Raw genomic sequence first — 16,197 nt, forward strand, 5'->3', positions numbered from 1 at the left:
GTCACGGCCGTCGCACCCGTCGCACCCGTCGCATCCGGAAACGCAGCGTCAACGCCCGGCGACGAACCGTCGACAGATTCGCGTCCGCTCGCCCGCCTGCGGCCCGGGCCTGCCGTCCACCTGGCGAACAGAGGTTGTGCCCTCGCAGACCGAAGGTACGGTGGGGGCCGAAAATGCCCCTGCCGGCCATGGGTGCCGCCGTCCTGCCGATCCGACGGCCGCTGCTCCCGAGGCAGGCCGATATCGGCGGAACGCGCGAGTGCAGCCAGACTCTGGAACGTACGACGCCCGACGCCGGACGATCCCGAGAGGCAATGAGCTTGACGAGCGAGACCGGCACGATGCTGCGTGAGTTCCTTCGATCACCCATCGACACCGGCGCAGTGGCGCCGAGCTCCCGCAGACTCGGAACAGCGGTGACGGCGCCCGTGCCCGAACTCGGCCACCCGGTCGTGGTGGAGCTCGGCCCGGGAACCGGTGCGTTCACGGGCATCATCCAGGAGCTGCTCGGCGGACGGGGCCGGCACCTGGCGATAGAGATCAACCCTCAGCTCGCGGAGATGCTGCGCGATCGCTTCCCGTACGTCGAGGTGCTCACCGAGCAGGCGGCGGCGCTGCCCCGGCTGCTGGCCGAGCGCGGCCACGAGAAGGCGGACGTCGTCGTCAGCGGACTGCCGTGGGCGTCCTTCCCCAGCACGGTCCAGTACGAGACCCTCTCGGCGATCAGGGAGGTGCTCGCGCCGGACGGCGCCTTCACGACGTTCGGCTACGTCCACGCGATGCGGCTCGCCTCCGCGCTGCGCTTCCGCAGGATGATGCGTGAGGCCTTCGAGGAGGTCGTCGCGGGCCGCACCGTGTGGGGCAACCTGCCGCCCGCCTTCGTCCTGCACGGCAGGCGCCCTCGGGCTGTGACTCCCACCGGTGCGCCCCACCCCCTCGCCCCGCACCGCCCGGTCCGGCTGCTGGCCGAAGACCACTGAGGCCGGGAGCCCTACGGCACTGAAGACCGACGCCCGGCCGCTCCCCTCCCCGTTCTGCGGGAGGTGGAGCGGCCGGGCGCTGTCGTGTCACCAGTCGTGGACGGTGCCGTCCGCGAGCCGGTTCACGGGCAGGTAGGCCGGCTCGTACGGGAATCGGGCTGCCGCATCCGTGTCGAGGTCGACGCCCAGGCCCGGGGCGCCGGACGGGTGCAGAAGCCCCTCCTCGAAGGTGTAGGAGGTGCGGAAGACCTCCAGGGTGTCCGGCGAGTGCCGCATGTACTCCTGGATGCCGAAGTTGTGCACCGCGAGATCCAGGTGCAGGGCCGCCGCCATGCCCACCGGGGAGATGTCGGTGGGTCCGTGCAGGCCGGAGCGGATGCCGTAGACGGCGGCCATGTCCAGCAGCTTCTTCATGGCGGTGACGCCGCCGGTGTGGGTCACCGCTGAGCGCACGTAGTCGATCAGGCGCTCGCTGAGCAACGTCGTGTAGTCGTGCACCGAGTTGAACACCTCGCCGATGGCCAGCGGCGTTGTGGTGTGCTGACGGATCAGGCGCAGCGCCGCCTGGTCCTCGCCGGGCGTCGCGTCCTCCAGCCAGAACAGGTCGTACGGCTCCAGCGACTTGCCCAGCTTCGCCGCCTGGATGGGCGTCATCCGGTGATGCCCGTCGTGCAGCAGGGGCAGCTCGGGCCCGAACTCCTCGCGTACCGCCTCGAAGACGCTGGGCACGTGCCGCAGGTAGGCCCGGGTGTCCCAGGTCTCCTCCACCGGCAGGGCGGGGCCTTCCGCCGAGCGGCGTGCAGGCTCGTAGTCGTACCGCTCGCCGGAGCCCGCGGTGGACGCGGCCACCCCGTAGACGGAGTCCAGTCCGGGGATGCCGGTCTGCACGCGGATGGCGCGATAGCCGTCCTCGAGGTGGGCGCGCACGGAGTCGAGGAGCTCCGGGATGTCACGGCCCGAGGCGTGTCCGTAGGCGAGGGCTCCGCGCCGGCTCGCGCCGCCCAGGAGCTGGTACAGCGGCATGCCCGCGGCCTTGGCCTTGATGTCCCACAGGGCGGTGTCGACAGCCGCGATGGCGGCCATCGTGACCGGGCCGCGCCGCCAGTACGCGCCCCGGTAGAGGTACTGCCAGGTGTCCTCGATGTTGCGGGCGTCGCGGCCGATCAGCAGCGGGACGACGTGGTCGCGCAGGTAGGAGGCGACTGCCAGCTCGCGGCCGTTGAGGGTGGCGTCGCCCAGACCGGTGACGCCGTCGGCTGTCACCAGGCGCAGCGTGACGAAGTTGCGTCCGGGGCTGGTGACGACGGTCTCGGCGGACTCGATCTTCATGTGGCGCGGATCCTTCCCTGTTCGCGGGCGGGGCCCACGGCCTCGCGGCCCGGGCCCCGTCCCGTCTTGCTCAACCTGTCAGTTCGGCGACGAGGACGCCGTACGGGGGCAACTCCACCTTGCCGAGTTTCCCTCCGTCCAGGCTGACGAGTGTGCCGGTCCTCACCACGGGCTCGGCCGTCGTCGCCTCCTCGTGCTGGCTGACGAACCAGACGAAGTCGCGTCCGTCCTCGTGGGTCATGCGTCCCACCAGTACGCGTGGATCGTCCACGGTCACCTCCGGCGTGAGGTCCGACTCGGCGGCGAGCGCCGCGTAGAGCCGCCACGTCGGCTCGGGGTTCACACGCGGTGTGCGGGCGGCCATGTGCTCGATCGGGTACGTGCACAGGATCAGCGATCCCGTGCCAACCCGGTGGCGCAGCAGGGCCGGACGGCCGTGCGCGTCGGTCGCGACGACCTCGGCGCCGTCGGGCTCGACGGGCAGGAATGCGCGTGAGTTCTCCGTGCCGGCGACGGTGAAGACCAGTTCCTCGCCCGCCGCGATGCCGCCGAAGTCCTGCTGGAAGACCATGCGGAACTCGTCGTCCTCGATGGGGTCGACGAGCCCGTAGCGCAGCTTCTTCACCACGCCGAAGGTCTCGTCCAGGTTGGGCCACCACGGCCCTCGCTGATTCATGTGCTCGCCCACGCAGTACGAGGCGTAGACGGTGGCGCCCGCGTGGGCGAGACGCCGTAGTTCGCTCCACGTGGGCGCGGTGAGCTGCTTCGCCGACGGCAGCAGATACAGGTCGCAGTCGCCGGGGAGCCCGTCCGCCTCCCTGGCGACGCCGACGCCCAGGTCCGCCTCGCGGGCGGCCACGTACGCCTGACGCGTGTGGGCGAGCACGCTGGTGGCGTCCTCGGGCTGGGTGAAGGGGTAGCGCTTCTCCAGGAAGGAGGAGACGACGATGGCCGCGCGCGCGTCCGGACGCGTGAGACGGGCGGCGTCGGTGCGCTCCAGGACCTCCGTGAACCGCTTGACCTCGCGCAGCTGTTCCTTGGGCCGGCCCTCGGAGTCGGTGATGCCGAAGTGCATCTCGAACGGGTGGTGGCTGTAGGGCTCCTGGCCCTCGATCGCGTCGTAGTCGGTGTTGTTCCAGGGGATCCAGCCGGTGGCGCCGGCGAGCAGCGTGTTGTGCAGGGTCTGCCGGTAGTAGTGCGCGGCGTTCTCCTCGGAGACGTAGTCCGAGGTGAGCCCGAACTCCTCCATGATCACCGGCTTTCCGCCGATGTCGAGCAGTTCGCAGACGAAGGCGGCACCCAGGTGCTGGCGGACCTCGTCGGTCTCCATGCGGTAGACGTGCGGGCCGTGGAAGTCGATGAGCCCTTCCAGGTCCCGGATGCGGAAGCCGTTGTCCGCGCCGGACGTCTCCACGCCCCAGGCGCCGTCGCCGATGGAGACGGGCTGGGTCGCTCCGGTGGAGCGGACGGCGTCGGTCATGGTCCGGGACCAGGCGGTCACCGCGTCGGCGTCCAGGGTGCCGATGCCGCGGGAGGGCCAGTCGGCGTAGATGGGGATCTCGTTCGTCAACAGCCAGCCGGCGACGGCACGGTGGTCCTTCCACCGTGCGGTCGTCTCGCGTACGTACCACTCCTGCTGGGCGACGAAGGAGGCGTCGCTGAAGATGTCGCGGCCGTCGCGCCAGGAGGGGTCCCAGTTCTGGCCGGACATGTGGCCGACGATGAAGGTGGGGATGGTGTGCATGTCGAGCGCGGCGTGCCGGTCCAGGAAGTCGTCGTACCGCTCGAGCATCGCCGGGTCGAGGGTGTTCTCCTGCGGCATGAAATCGGGCCAGTAGAGGAAGCTGCGGGTGAGGGTGACACCGTGCTCGCGCATGGTGCGCAGTTCTTCCTCGACCACCTCGGCGTCGTAGTTGCGCCACATCAGGGGTCCGCCGGTGCGCGACCAGTAGTTGACTCCGACCCACAGCTGCGGGTGGCCCTCGGGGGTGGTGAGTTTCGCGGAGTTGCGCTGCATGCGCTGCCCTTCCTCGTGCTGCTCGCGACTGCGACGACCGCCCTCCGGTATATCGTTTAACTTCATTGCTGTCGACCCATTGTCTCGGCTTCTTAGTCGCTGCTACGGTCCGCTGCCATCCCGAGTAGAACGTTTAACTCGGTGGCCGGACGGTCGTACGGAAGGGAGAGGCGATGAATCTTCGGTGGGCGGCGTGCTGTTGCGCCGCCGTCATGACACTTGCTTCAGGGTGCGGAGGGCCTCTCGACCCGAAGACGGACGACCCCGAAACCATCGTCGTCCACAGCAGGTTCGCGCCCGGCACGTCCGGTGCCGACGTCTACGCCGCCGCCGTGCGGGAGTTCGAACGCGAGAACCCCGGGACGCATGTGAAGAACGTCTACAGCGCGGACGACATCTTCAACGTCTTCGAGACGGCGCGGCTGGCCGACAAGGAGGCCGACGTGATGCTCGTGAACCTCTACGACAAGTCCTTCTCCTGGACGGAACTCGGCGCCACTCTGCCCGTCAACAAGTACCTCAAGGAATGGAACCTCACCGACCGCGTGCGTCCCGGCGCCCTCAAGGCCTGGACCGACAGCGAGGGCCGCGTGCGCGGCTTCCCCTGGATGGGATTCAACTGGCCGGTCCTGTTCAACACCGAGCTGCTGGCGAAGGCAGGCATCAAGGAGATACCGCAGACGCTGCCCGCGCTGCGCAAGACGGTGAAGGCGCTGCGGGCGAAGAACATCACTCCCATGGCCATCGGCGGCAACGACTGGTCGGGGCAGAAGCTGCTGATGCAGATCATGCAGGGCTACATGGAACCGCCCGTCGCCAAGCGGGTGTTCGCCAAGGCGGGCTTCTGCGCCGAGCCGCAGGCCATGCACGGCCTGAAGCTGTTCGCACAGCTGCGGGAGCTGGGCCTGTTCGGCAAGGGGGCCCAGGGCTTCACAGCCGACGAGATGAACGCCGAGTACTTCAGCGAGCGCGCGGCCATGATGTCGGCCCTCACCTCCACGATCGCCGCCGTGCCCAAGGGAGTCGGCAGCCGTACCGAGGTCGGCGGCTTCCCGATGCCCGAGGACGGCGAGTACAGCAAGCCGTCCGTCTATACGGGCGCCACCTCGACCGGCATCTGGATCACGCCCAACGGACGGAAGAAGATCGGCAAGGTCGAGAAGCTCGTGAAGTTCCTCTACCGCAAGAGCTCCGTACAACGGTTCATCGACGACAGCGGATTCGCCCTCGGCCTGCGCGAGCAGAAGGGCTCGGCCAAGTTCCCGCTGGTGACCAAGTCGAACCGGGTCTCCGAGGGGGAGGACGTCGAGCGTGTGGTCATGCCCGACAGCCTCGTCCCCGCCGCGGCGTCCGCACCGCTGAACAGGGCGACCTCCATCGCCTTCTCCCCCGGCGCGAGTCCGCAGAAGATCTGCCGCGCCCTCGACGTCGCTTACCGAAGCTGAGGGGTTGAGAACCGCCATGGCGACAACCACGATTCCCGGCGCTCCGGCCTCCCATGACCTGCCGGGCGACGCGAAGGAACCCCGGACCCGTACTCAGCGCGCGCCCCGCACCACCGTGATGGCGGTGCCCGCACTCATCTGGTACGCGGTGTTCATGATCGGCCCGATCGGGGCCATCTTCGTCATCTCGGTGCTGAGCTGGCCGGGGATGCTCGCCCGCGTCGGCTTCGCGGGCCTGGGCAACTACCGCGCCGTGCTCTCCGATCCGCTGTTCTGGTCGGCGGTGGAGAACAGCGCGATCCAACTCGCCGTCGCCGTACCGGTGATGATCGTCGGCGCGTTCATGCTCGGCTACCACATCTCGACCAGGCCGCGCGGCCACCAGGTGCTGCGCGTCATCGTCTTCACTCCCGCCCTCATCTCGGCCTCGGCCAAGGCGATGATCTTCTACGGGCTCTTCGCGCCCCGCGGCATGATCAATCACCTGCTGTCGGCCGTCGGGCTGGACGGGCTGACCCACACCTGGCTCGCCGACACCTCGACGGCTTTCGCCTGCATCATCGTCATCGACATCTGGGCCGGCATCGGCTACACGGCGACGCTGTACGCCGCGCGGCTCTCGGCCGTACCGGAGTCGGTGTACGAGGCGGCCGAGCTGGACGGCGCCGGGCACTGGCGGCGCATGTGGGGCATCGCCTTCCCCATGGTCAAGGACTACGTCGGCGTGACGGTGATGCTCCAGTTCCTCTGGACGCTCTTCACCTCGGCACAGAACGTGCTGCTGCTGACGCAGGGCGGGCCCGGCAACGCGTCGACGAACCTCTCCTTCCTCGTCTACCAGAAGGCGTTCCTGCAGTCCGACCTCGGCTACAGCCAGGCCGCGGGTGTGCTGCTGTTCGTCTTCGGTCTGATCGGCATGCTCGCCATCCGGCGGGTCTTCCGGCAGTCGTACTGATCGCTCCGACTCACCGACGGATCACGGGACTTGCCATGATCGCTACAGCTTCCGCACCGGCCCCTTCGCCGGCCCCACCCGCCCGGCGCGGCCGACGCAGGACGGGCGGTGCCGGGCGCACCGCGGCCCAAGTGTGCGCCTGGCTCTACGCCTTGATGCTCCTGCTTCCGCTCTACTACCTGCTCGTCTCCTCCTTCAAGACCAACGCGCAGATCTTCTCCTCACCGCTGAGCCCGCCCACTTCGCTGTCCTTCGAGAAGTTCGCCTCGGCGGTGAGCGACGCACGCCTCGACCTGGCCATCCTCAACTCGCTGATCGTCACGGTGAGTTCACTGATCGTCGTCCTCGTGCTCGCGCTGCCTGCCTCGTACGCGCTCGCGCGGGCCGACGGCAGGGCGGCGGCCGTCATCGAACGCGCCTTCTCGCTCGGCTTCCTCATCCCGACGTTCGCCGCGCTCGTGCCCACCTTCCTGCTCGCCGCGCAGCTCGACCTCTTCCACACCCGTACGTTCCTGATCCTCTTCATGCCGGCGACGTCACTGCCGCTGGCCGTCGTTCTGCTGACGCAGTTCATGCGCACGGTGCCGCTGGAGGTGGAGGAGGCGGCACGCATGGACGGTGCCGGCAGCCTGACCATCCTCATCCGCGTCTATCTGCCCATGGTGGTGCCGGGGATCGCGACCGTGGGGATCCTCAGCTTCCTCACGTACTGGAACGAGTACCTGTACTCCCTCGTCCTCATCGGACCCGACCGCGCACAGCGCACCATCCAGGTCGCGGTGCCGACCCTGCGCTCGCCGCTCGAGACCGATTTCGGCATTCTCGCTGCTGGTACCGTGGTGACCCTTCTGCCCGTCTACGTCGCCTACGCGTTCCTTCAGCGCCGCATGGAAGGCGCCATGATCGGCAGCGCGGTCAAGATTTGAGCAACGTACGGCACGGGGTGCAAGGAGAACGCATGGCCCGGGGGAAGGGCTCCGGAAAGGCGACCATCACCGATGTGGCGGCTGTGGCCGGTGTTTCGGTGGCCGCCGTCTCGAAAGTGATCAACGGCAAGGGCGGCATCTCGGAGCCGACGCGTCAGCGCGTCCTCGCCGCCGCCGACAAGCTCCAGTGGTCTCCGTCGGCCGCCGCCGTGGCGCTGCGCGGCGCCCGTACACGTGCGCTGGGCATGGTCGTGGGCCGCGCCGCGGACCTGCTGACCGCCGACCCGCACTTCGCCCTGCTGATCTCCGGCATCGAGAGCGAACTCGCCCCGCTCGACTACGGCTTGCTGCTGCACATAGTGGGCGAGGAGCCGGAGGCGGAGGTACGGGCGTACCGCAGGCTCGCCGAGGAGCGCCGCGTGGACGGGGTGATCCTCACCGAGAGCCGCATCGGGGACCCCCGCTTCGACCTGGTGCGACGGCTGCGGCTGCCGGCGGTGCTGGTCGGACGGCCGTGGCAGGAGGACCCGATCCCGCACGTGCAGGCCTCGGGGCAGGACGCGGGGCTGCGCGAGGCGATCAACCACCTTGTGGAGATGGGGCACAGCCGCATCGCATACGTCTCGGGCCCCGAGGACCGCGTGCACACCGTCTACCGGCGGCAGGTCGTCGAGTCGTGCCTCGCCGAGCACGGGCTGCGGGCAAGTCACATCGTGGTGGCCGAGTTCACCGCCCAGGACGCGGTGGAGGCCGTGACACGCATGGCGGAACCGGCCGCGGAGAGGCCCACGGCGATCCTCTTCGGCAACGACACCATGGCCGTCGCGGGCATCAACGCCGCACGCAGGCTCGGGCTGGACGTCCCCGGCGATCTGTCCGTGATCGGCTACGACGACCTGCCGCTGGGCGAGATCGTCTATCCCCGGCTGACCACCGTGAACCATGACGTCGAGCAGCTGGGCAAGGCCGCCGCCGCCGAACTGCTGGGACAGCTGGAGGAGAGAGGCGCCGGCGAAGTGGCGGCGCCACGACCCCCTCGGCTGGTCGTCCGCGAGTCGACGGGGCCCCCTCCGGCGGGCCCTTCGTCCTGACGGCTCCCCGGCTCCGCTCGCTACTTGTGCGTGACCTTCGCGACGGCCCGGTCCTCGGCGATGGCGGTGAACTCGACGGTGAGCTTGTTCATTTCGAGGGTGCCCTCGCTCTTGCCGAGAGTGCCGCTGCACGAGCCGTTCGTACAGGTCGTGGACGAGGTCTCCGTACCCTCGGAAGCCATCGAGACCTGCCCGCCGCTGAAGAGCGCCGTCCAGCTGATCACACGGCCCTCGATCTTCTGAATGCTGAACTCGTCGATGCCGTAGGAGGATCCGGGGCGGAGCTTGTCCCCCTTGGAGAGCTCCACCTCGCAGTCACCGTCGTCGCAGGCGCCGGTGTCGGTGCCGTCGGCAGCCTTGGGCAGACCCGTGGGGCTCTTCGACGGGGAGGCCGGCTTGCCGCCGCCCTTCTTCTCCTTGCCCGCCGAACCGCCCTTGCCGTCGGACGACTTGTCGCCCTGTGCCGCCTTGCGGCCCTTGTCAGACCCCTCGGCCGGCGATCCGTCACCGTCCCCGCACGCGGTGAGGCCCGTGAGCAAGGTGAGCGTGAGCGCAGCCGCGTACAGATTCCGGCGCATCGTGATCCCCCGTGTCCATGCCCGGCCGGTGGATGCCGGCCGGACTCTCAACTCCCGTTCAGCTGCGCACGATAGCGGCCCCGGGCACCCGCCGCGCCGGGAAGGGGCAGGCGAGGTGACGGCGTCTCAGGTGTTGACCCGCATCTCGAACCACGTCGTCTTGCCTCGTGGCAGAAGGTCGACCCCCCAGCGGTCGGAGAGCGTGTCGACGAGGAAGAGCCCTCGCCCGCTCGTGTCGAGACCGTGCACGGGGAGGAGGCAGGGAAGGCCCCGGGAGGGATCGCGCACCTCGATGCGGATCCATCCGCGGCGGTGCATCATCCGCAGCCCGAAGACGTGCGCGCCGGTGTGGCGCACCGCGTTGCCGACGAGTTCGGAGACGAGAAGGACCGCGTCGTCCGTCAGCGGCGCGGACAGCCCCCAGTGCGACTGAAGGACGATGCGGGCGAGCCGGCGGGCGCTGCTCGCGGACTCGGGGCGGTTGGGAAGGCACACCTCGTCGATCGTCGGGTCGCCGACGAGGTCAAGGATTTCGCCGGCGATGTCGTCGCTCGCCGGCTCTCCGGGGACTTCTGGCACCCGCTCTGTCACGCCCGCCACTTCTCCCTGTCCCGCCATGGCCACCATCATGGCGGGAGCTGGGGAGTTGTGTGGCTGTTCAACAGGATCCCAATTTCCGGAATCAGTTGTTCCGCCCTGACGCCGGGTCATGCGCCGGCACCGGACGGATCCGGCGACGGCGCCCGCCACCAGGCACGACACCACTGGGAGACGTGACCACGCCGGGCGGTGAACCATCCCTCGCCGCAAGCCGATCGAGTTCCGGTTCATTCCCCCACAAGGTGGGGCGCACACGGGAGGCACCGTGCGCCACCCCATGCCACCCCACCCCGTCGCGTGCTGTCCGGTGCAACGACCGCCGTTGAACCGTCAGTTGGACGCGCCGCTGGAGGTGTCAGTTGAACTTGGCCTTGCCGGGGCCCTCCTCGACGAAGCTGCGCATCCCCGTCGTGCGGTCCTCGGTCGCGAACAGCCCGGCGAACCAGTTGCGTTCGACGGCCAGACCGGAGTCGATGTCCGTCTCCAGCCCCACGTCGACGGACTCCTTGGCGGCACGCAGCGCGATCGCAGGGCCCGCGGCCAACTGCGAGGCCCACTGCAGGGCTTGCTCGTACACCTCCTCGTCCGGGACGACGCGGTCGACCAGGCCCATCAGCAGCGCCTCGGGCGCCTTCACCTGACGCCCGGTGAAGATGAGGTCCTTCGCCTTGGACGGGCCCACCAGACGCGAGAGCCGCTGGGTGCCGCCGGCGCCGGGGATGAGGCCCAGCAGGATCTCCGGCTGGCCGAGCTTCGCCCGCTCACCAGCGATCCGGATGTCGGCGCACAGCGCCAACTCGCAGCCGCCGCCCAACGCGTAGCCGGTGACCGCGGCCACGACGGGCTTGGGGATGCGGGCCACCGCGGTGAAGGAGTCCTGCAGCGCCTTGGACCGCACGACCATGGCCGCATGGTCCATGGCCTGCATCTCCTTGATGTCCGCGCCGGCGGCGAAGACCTTCTCACCGCCGTAGATCACGACGGCGCGCACGTCCTCCCGTACGGTCGCCTCCTCGGCGAGCTCGCGCAGCCGGTCCTGAGTGGCGATGTCCAGGGCGTTCATCGGGGGACGGTCCAGGCGGAGCGTGCCGACGCCGTCGGCGACTTCGAGATTCACAGTCATGGGGGAAGGTTAACGGCCGTTACGCACGTGGCTCCCGGTGCTGTTGCTCACAGCACCGGGAGCCACGTCAGCTCTCAGCAGGTCTCCGGCCTCCAGGGCGAGGAGACGCCCTATTCCTGCTTCGCCTTCCACTTGTCCCAGTCCATGTTCCAGCCGTTGAGGCCGTTGTCCGGCTGGACCGTCTTGTCCTTGGAGTTCTTGATCTCCACGACGTCGCCGATGATCGACTCCTTGAAGAACCAGGCGCCAGGCGTGCCCTTGTCGCCCCCGCCCTTCTTGTCGAAGAGCCCGACACAGCCGTGACTTCCGTTGACCTGCCCGAACGAGGACTGCGGCAGCCAGTAGTTGCCGTGGATGAAGGTGCCCGAGGTGGACAGGCGCATGGCGTGCGGTACGTCCTTGATGTCGTATCCGCCCGCTTCCTCCTTGCGCCCGAAGCCCACGGTGTCGCCGTCCATGCGGGTCACCGTGTGGCGCTCGCTGATCACCATGCGGCCGTTGTACGTGGGGTTCTCCGGGCTACCCGAGCTGATGCCGACGGTCTTGAGCTTCTCGCCGTCCCGGGTCACCGTCATCTTCTTGGTCTTCGCGTCCACGACACTGACCTGGCTGCGCCCGATGGCGAAGTTCACGGACTTGTCCTGCGTGCCGTAGACCCCGTCGTAGCCCTCGACCCCGTCGAGGTTCAGATCGAGCTCGACCTTGGTGCCCGCCTTCCAGTACTCCTCGGGGCGGAAGTCGAGGCGGTTTTCACCGAACCAGTGGCCTTCGACGTCGACCTCGGGATCGGCGCTGACGGAGATCGCCTTCTCGACGGCCTCACGGTCCTTGATCGCGTGGTTGAAATTGATGGAGACCGGCATCCCCACGCCCACCTTGTCGCCGTCCTCCGGCGTGAAGCGGCCGATGAAGGTGGTCTCCGGCTTGAGGGTGGTGAAGCGCGTGCTCTTGGAGGCCTCGCGCCCCTCGGAGTCCTTCGCCTGAGCCTCGACGGAGTACTTGGTGTTCGTGGCCAGATGGGCCTCCGGCTGCCAGGCCGTACCGCCCTCGGCGATCTTGCCCTTGATCTCGTCGCCGTCGGCGTTCTTGACCTGGACCTTGACGAGCTTGCCCTTGGCCGCCGTCACCTTCAGCGCGCCGTCGGTGCCCACCCCGTCGGCGCCGTTCTTCGGCGTGACCTTCAGAACCGCCTCGGAGGGGCCCTTGGCGGGGCCGTCCTCACCCGCCCCCTGCTTCCCGGATCCGCCGCTCGCTCCACCACAGGTGGTGAGCGTCATCAGCAGCACCACTGCGAGCACGACGAGCCCTATCGCGGAGCCGCCTATCACCTGGGCTCTGCTGTCCCCACGTATCGCCTCCGGGCTCAGCTTCTCCCGGGCTCCCTTTGCGACGGCCTTCAGATCCACAGCGGGCTACTCCCCTCGCACGGCTGCTCGCGCACCCGCGTGCGCCCCCGACGCGAAAAAACAACTCTCCGCCGCTAGATAATCACACGGTTGCGAAGAGGGGATCCCCGAGAGTGTCACCGTTCCGTCGCGATTTCACAGCAGCCGACGGCTCGTCACCTCAACTCGACTTCAGTCCAGCGCGGAACCCGCCGACCACCCCGCCCAGGACATGTTCCAGCCGCCGAGTCCGTTACCGGGGGCGACCGTACGCTCACCCGAGTCGTTGACCGTCACCAGGTCCCCGATCAGAGAACTGCGGTAGAAGACGCCCGCCGGACCGTGCGGGTCGCCGCCCTTCCTGTCACGCAGCCCGATGCAGCCGTGGCTGACGTTGGCCTTGCCGAAGGTGCGCTTGGGCGCCCAGTAGTTGCCGTGCAGGAAGGTGCCGCTGTCGGTCAGGCGCATCGCGTGCGGCACGTCCTCGATGTCGTACTCGCCGCCGAAGCCGACGGTACGGGCGTTCATCCTGGTCACCGCGAACTTCTCGCTGATGACCATGTGGCCCGAGTACGTGGGGTTCTTCGCCGACCCCGCCGTGATCGGCACCCGGCTGACGATCGCGCCGCCCCGCAGCACCGTCATCGTGTGACGGCGGGCGTCCACCACGCTGCGCTGGTCGCGGCCCACCGTGAAGTGGACCTTCTTGTGCTGCACCCCGTACACGGACGGAGCGCCCCGCACGCCGCGCAGCCGCAGGTCCAGCGTGACGCGGGTGCCCGGCTTCCAGAACTCCCGCGGCCGGAAGTCGAGCCGGGAGTCGCCGAACCAGTGCGGCGCCACCTTGACCGACGGATCGGCGGTGACCCGGATGGCGCGCTCGACGGCGGCCCGTTCGACGATGGGGCGGTTGAACCGGATCGAGAGGATCATTCCGGTCCCGACCGTCTGCCGGTGCTCCGGCGTGAAGAAGCCGATGAAGCGGCGCGGCTGCGCCTTGGTGGTGAACGTGGTGTGGCGCGCGGAGCGCCGCCCGTCCTCGTCCCGCGCCACCACGTCCACCGTGTACTTGCTGCCGAGCTCGAGCTCGCGGCCCGGCGCCGTGGGCTGCCACATGCGGCCGTCGGAGGAGAGGCGTCCAGGCAGCCGGTGCCCGGCGCCGCGCCCCTTGCGGGTGACCCGCACCCGCTCCAGGCTGCCGTCGGTCACCGATACCCTCAGCTGACCGCCCGCGCCCACGCCCGTCACGCCGTCGCCGGGTGTCACCTCGATCAACTGCTCGGGCGTCCGCGATTCGACCATCGCACCACAGCCCGCAACGAGCGCGCCCAGCACGCACAGCACGCCGAGAGCGCACGCCCGCAACGTGCTCCTCAGCAGCAAACCCGCTCGGTCCGACCGCACCGCACGCCCCGCCCGTTCCATGTCCGCACTCCCCGTGAAGTTCGCCCGTACGGAGACCAACGACCCGCTTCGGCATGGGAAACGAATCGCTCACGCGGGTGCGCGAAATATCCCGTCGGGGAAGCGTCGCGGCGGGACCGCTGCCGGGCGAGCACCGACTCGGCCCGGACAAAAAGCAGATGAAGGACGTCAGTGGTCAACCGTAGTCTCGCTCCTGATGACTGCCAGCGTGGGGACGAGCGGGGCCGGCACCAGCGACGCCGGAGACACGAGCACCGAACGCCGCGCGAGCGACGGGGCGAAGGCTGAGTCCGGCGACGGCCAACGGTCCGCCGTGCGCTCGCTGCTGCGCCTGTGGCCGTACGTACGGCCGGTGCGTGGGCGGCTGTTCGCCGCCGCCTTCGTCGCCGTCCTCGCCTCCTGCACGGGGCTGGTGATCCCTCTCGTACTGAAGTGGATGGTCGACGGTCCCGTCGCGGAGCGGGACACCCGAGGTGTGTGGCTGGGCGGTGCGCTGCTGCTCGCGGTCGGGGTGCTCGAAGCAGGGCTGTTCGGATTCCGGCGGTGGCTCAACGCCCGTCCGCTGGCGCGGGTCGAGGCATCCATGCGGGCCGACATCTACGGCCGTCTTCAGCGGCTGCCGGTCTCCTTCCACGACCGCTGGCCGAGCGGTCAGCTGCTGTCCAGGGCGACGACCGACCTTCAGCTGCTCCGCATGTTCCTGGCCTTCGGGGTGACCTTCCTGCTGGTCAACGGCGTGACCATCGTGGTGGGTTGCGTCATCCTGCTGTCCCAGCAGTGGACTCTGGGCCTGGTCATCCTGGGGCCGGTCGTCCCGCTGGTGTGGCTGTGCACGCTCTTCGAGCAGCGGTACGCGCTCGCGGCACGCAAGGCGCAGGACCAGATCGGGGACCTGACCACGGTCGTCGAGGAGGCCGTGCTCGGCATCCGCATCATCAAGGGGTTCGGACGTCACCGAAGCCAGGCACGGGCGTTCCGGGCGTTGTCGGAGCGCCTGCTCGGCACGGAGCTGCGCAAGGCGCAGCTGCTGGCCGGGATCTGGGCGCTGATCATGACGCTGCCGGAGATCGCCGTCGGTGCCGCGCTCGTGCTCGGCACGCTTCAGGTGGCTGACGGTGAGCTGTCGGCGGGCACGCTCGTCGCGTTCCTCTCCACTGCGTTGACGCTTCGCTGGCCGGTCGAGTCGTTCGGCTTCCTGCTGGCGATGAGCAACGAGTCGGCGACGGCGACCGACCGCTACTTCGAGGTCATGGACGAGCCGGTGCCTCCGGACCTGCTGCGGGAGGCCCGCGCCGGCGGCCTGGCCGGCGAAGCCGAAGTGGAGGGGGACGGGCTGCGCTTCACGGACGTCCGGTTCCGCTATCCCGACGCCTCCCCCGGCACGCCGCCCGTGCTGGACGGGATCGATCTGCATGTGAGATCCGGCGAGACCATGGCCCTCGTCGGGGCCACCGGCAGCGGGAAGACGACTCTCACGGCGCTCGTTCCGCGTCTGCACGAGCTGACTTCCGGACGCATCACGCTGGACGGAGCGGACATCGGGGCCCTCACCCGCGCCGAGTTGCGTTCCCGGGTCGCCGTGGCGTTCGAGGAGCCGACGCTCTTCTCGGCGAGCGTGGCGGAGAACGTGCTGATGGGCACGGAGACTTCCGCGTCCGCCGCGCATACGGTCCCTGAGCCCCGGGCCGCCGGCGGCGCCGTTCCGGAAGGGCCGGACGCCCACGGAGAGGCGGGAGTTGAGGGGATCTCCCCGGAGCAGGAGCGGCATCTGCACCGGGCGCTGCGCGTGTCCCAGGCAGCCGAATTCGTCGACGCGCTGCCGCACGGCCCGTACACCCAGGTCGGGGAGCAGGGGCTCAGCCTGTCCGGCGGGCAGCGGCAACGCCTCGCTCTCGCGCGTGCCGTGATCGGCCGCCCCCGCTTCCTCGTGCTGGACGACCCTCTCTCCGCGCTGGACGTGCACACGGAAGCGGCGGTGGAGGCCGCCTTGCGCGAGGTGCTGGCGGCCACGACGGCGCTCGTGGTCGCCCACCGGCCCTCGACCGTGCTGCTCGCGGACCGGGTGGCGCTTCTCTCCGGCGGCCGTATCGCAGCTGTCGGCACGCACCGGGAACTGCTGCGGCACAGCGCGGAGTACCGCCACCTGATGTCCGGCGACGGCGACGGTGGCGGCGCCCATGAAGACGGCGGCGCCCATGAAAACGGCGGGGCCGCCGACGAGCTTGAAGGGAAACGGAGTTGAGCGGCACCGTGAGCCCGACAGGGCCCCAGGAGGGGCGCGAGAAGACCCGCACGGACGATGACGGGGGCGACGGCGCCGGCAGCGGGCCGGGCTCGTCGGCG

At 69.4% G+C, this 16,197-nt stretch carries 13 protein-coding genes; 6 read left to right on the forward strand and 7 right to left on the reverse strand.

Features of this window, described 5'->3' with window-relative positions; genetic code table 11:
- Positions 1 to 320: 320 nt before the first annotated feature.
- Positions 321 to 980, forward strand: coding sequence for a class I SAM-dependent methyltransferase (locus H5J26_RS19085; RefSeq protein WP_181767113.1), 660 nt, complete (start codon positions 321 to 323; stop codon positions 978 to 980).
- 87 nt (positions 981 to 1,067) lie between these two features.
- On the opposite strand, the gene manD is transcribed toward H5J26_RS19085, so the two are convergent.
- Together manD and H5J26_RS19095 are read right to left on the reverse strand one after the other, a co-directional pair.
- A complete protein-coding gene (manD, locus tag H5J26_RS19090) occupies positions 1,068 to 2,309 on the reverse strand; it encodes a D-mannonate dehydratase ManD (RefSeq protein WP_181767114.1) in 1,242 nt (413 codons plus the stop codon).
- Positions 2,310 to 2,379: 70 nt separating this feature from the next.
- Positions 2,380 to 4,326 (reverse strand): cellulase family glycosylhydrolase, encoded by a 1,947-nt coding sequence (locus H5J26_RS19095; protein ID WP_181767115.1) that lies wholly within the window; start codon positions 4,324 to 4,326, stop codon positions 2,380 to 2,382.
- A gap of 212 nt (positions 4,327 to 4,538) precedes the next feature.
- On the opposite strand from H5J26_RS19095, the gene H5J26_RS19100 reads away from it, so the two are divergent.
- From H5J26_RS19100 to H5J26_RS19115, 4 genes are all read left to right on the forward strand, one after another.
- Complete coding sequence (locus H5J26_RS19100; protein WP_181767116.1) at positions 4,539 to 5,771, forward strand: ABC transporter substrate-binding protein; 1,233 nt, start codon at positions 4,539 to 4,541, stop codon at positions 5,769 to 5,771.
- A 16-nt stretch (positions 5,772 to 5,787) separates the two neighbouring features.
- The gene (locus H5J26_RS19105; protein WP_181767117.1) at positions 5,788 to 6,726 is read left to right on the forward strand and encodes a carbohydrate ABC transporter permease; all 939 of its coding nucleotides are present in this window, start codon (positions 5,788 to 5,790) and stop codon (positions 6,724 to 6,726) included.
- Positions 6,727 to 6,881: 155 nt separating this feature from the next.
- Positions 6,882 to 7,652, forward strand: coding sequence for a carbohydrate ABC transporter permease (locus tag H5J26_RS19110; RefSeq protein ID WP_235980826.1), 771 nt, complete (start codon positions 6,882 to 6,884; stop codon positions 7,650 to 7,652).
- Between the two features lie 32 nt (positions 7,653 to 7,684).
- Positions 7,685 to 8,743, forward strand: coding sequence for a LacI family DNA-binding transcriptional regulator (locus tag H5J26_RS19115; RefSeq protein WP_181767119.1), 1,059 nt, complete (start codon positions 7,685 to 7,687; stop codon positions 8,741 to 8,743).
- Between the two features lie 20 nt (positions 8,744 to 8,763).
- Here the strand turns inward: H5J26_RS19115 and H5J26_RS19120 are convergent, their stop codons facing one another.
- The 5 genes from H5J26_RS19120 to H5J26_RS19140 all read right to left on the reverse strand — a co-directional run bounded on the left by H5J26_RS19120 (position 8,764) and on the right by H5J26_RS19140 (position 13,854).
- The gene (locus H5J26_RS19120; protein ID WP_181767120.1) at positions 8,764 to 9,321 is read right to left on the reverse strand and encodes a hypothetical protein; all 558 of its coding nucleotides are present in this window, start codon (positions 9,319 to 9,321) and stop codon (positions 8,764 to 8,766) included.
- A 126-nt stretch (positions 9,322 to 9,447) separates the two neighbouring features.
- The gene (locus H5J26_RS19125) at positions 9,448 to 9,948 is read right to left on the reverse strand and encodes an ATP-binding protein (protein WP_419183823.1); all 501 of its coding nucleotides are present in this window, start codon (positions 9,946 to 9,948) and stop codon (positions 9,448 to 9,450) included.
- A 328-nt stretch (positions 9,949 to 10,276) separates the two neighbouring features.
- Positions 10,277 to 11,044, reverse strand: coding sequence for an enoyl-CoA hydratase/isomerase family protein (locus H5J26_RS19130; protein WP_181767122.1), 768 nt, complete (start codon positions 11,042 to 11,044; stop codon positions 10,277 to 10,279).
- A gap of 110 nt (positions 11,045 to 11,154) precedes the next feature.
- Positions 11,155 to 12,450 carry a L,D-transpeptidase gene (locus tag H5J26_RS19135; RefSeq protein ID WP_309237975.1) on the reverse strand — a complete coding sequence of 432 codons (1,296 nt, stop codon included), beginning with the start codon at positions 12,448 to 12,450 and terminating at the stop codon, positions 11,155 to 11,157.
- Between the two features lie 171 nt (positions 12,451 to 12,621).
- Entirely contained in the window at positions 12,622 to 13,854 is a 1,233-nt protein-coding gene (locus H5J26_RS19140; RefSeq protein ID WP_181767123.1) for a L,D-transpeptidase family protein, read from the reverse strand.
- A gap of 196 nt (positions 13,855 to 14,050) precedes the next feature.
- Between H5J26_RS19140 and H5J26_RS19145 the strand changes: the two genes are divergently transcribed.
- Entirely contained in the window at positions 14,051 to 16,096 is a 2,046-nt protein-coding gene (locus H5J26_RS19145; protein ID WP_181767124.1) for an ABC transporter ATP-binding protein, read from the forward strand.
- The last annotated feature ends 101 nt before the right edge of the window (positions 16,097 to 16,197 follow it).

Source organism: Streptomyces albidus (ex Kaewkla and Franco 2022), from assembly GCF_013870515.1.
Classification (GTDB): domain Bacteria; phylum Actinomycetota; class Actinomycetes; order Streptomycetales; family Streptomycetaceae; genus Streptomyces; species Streptomyces albidus.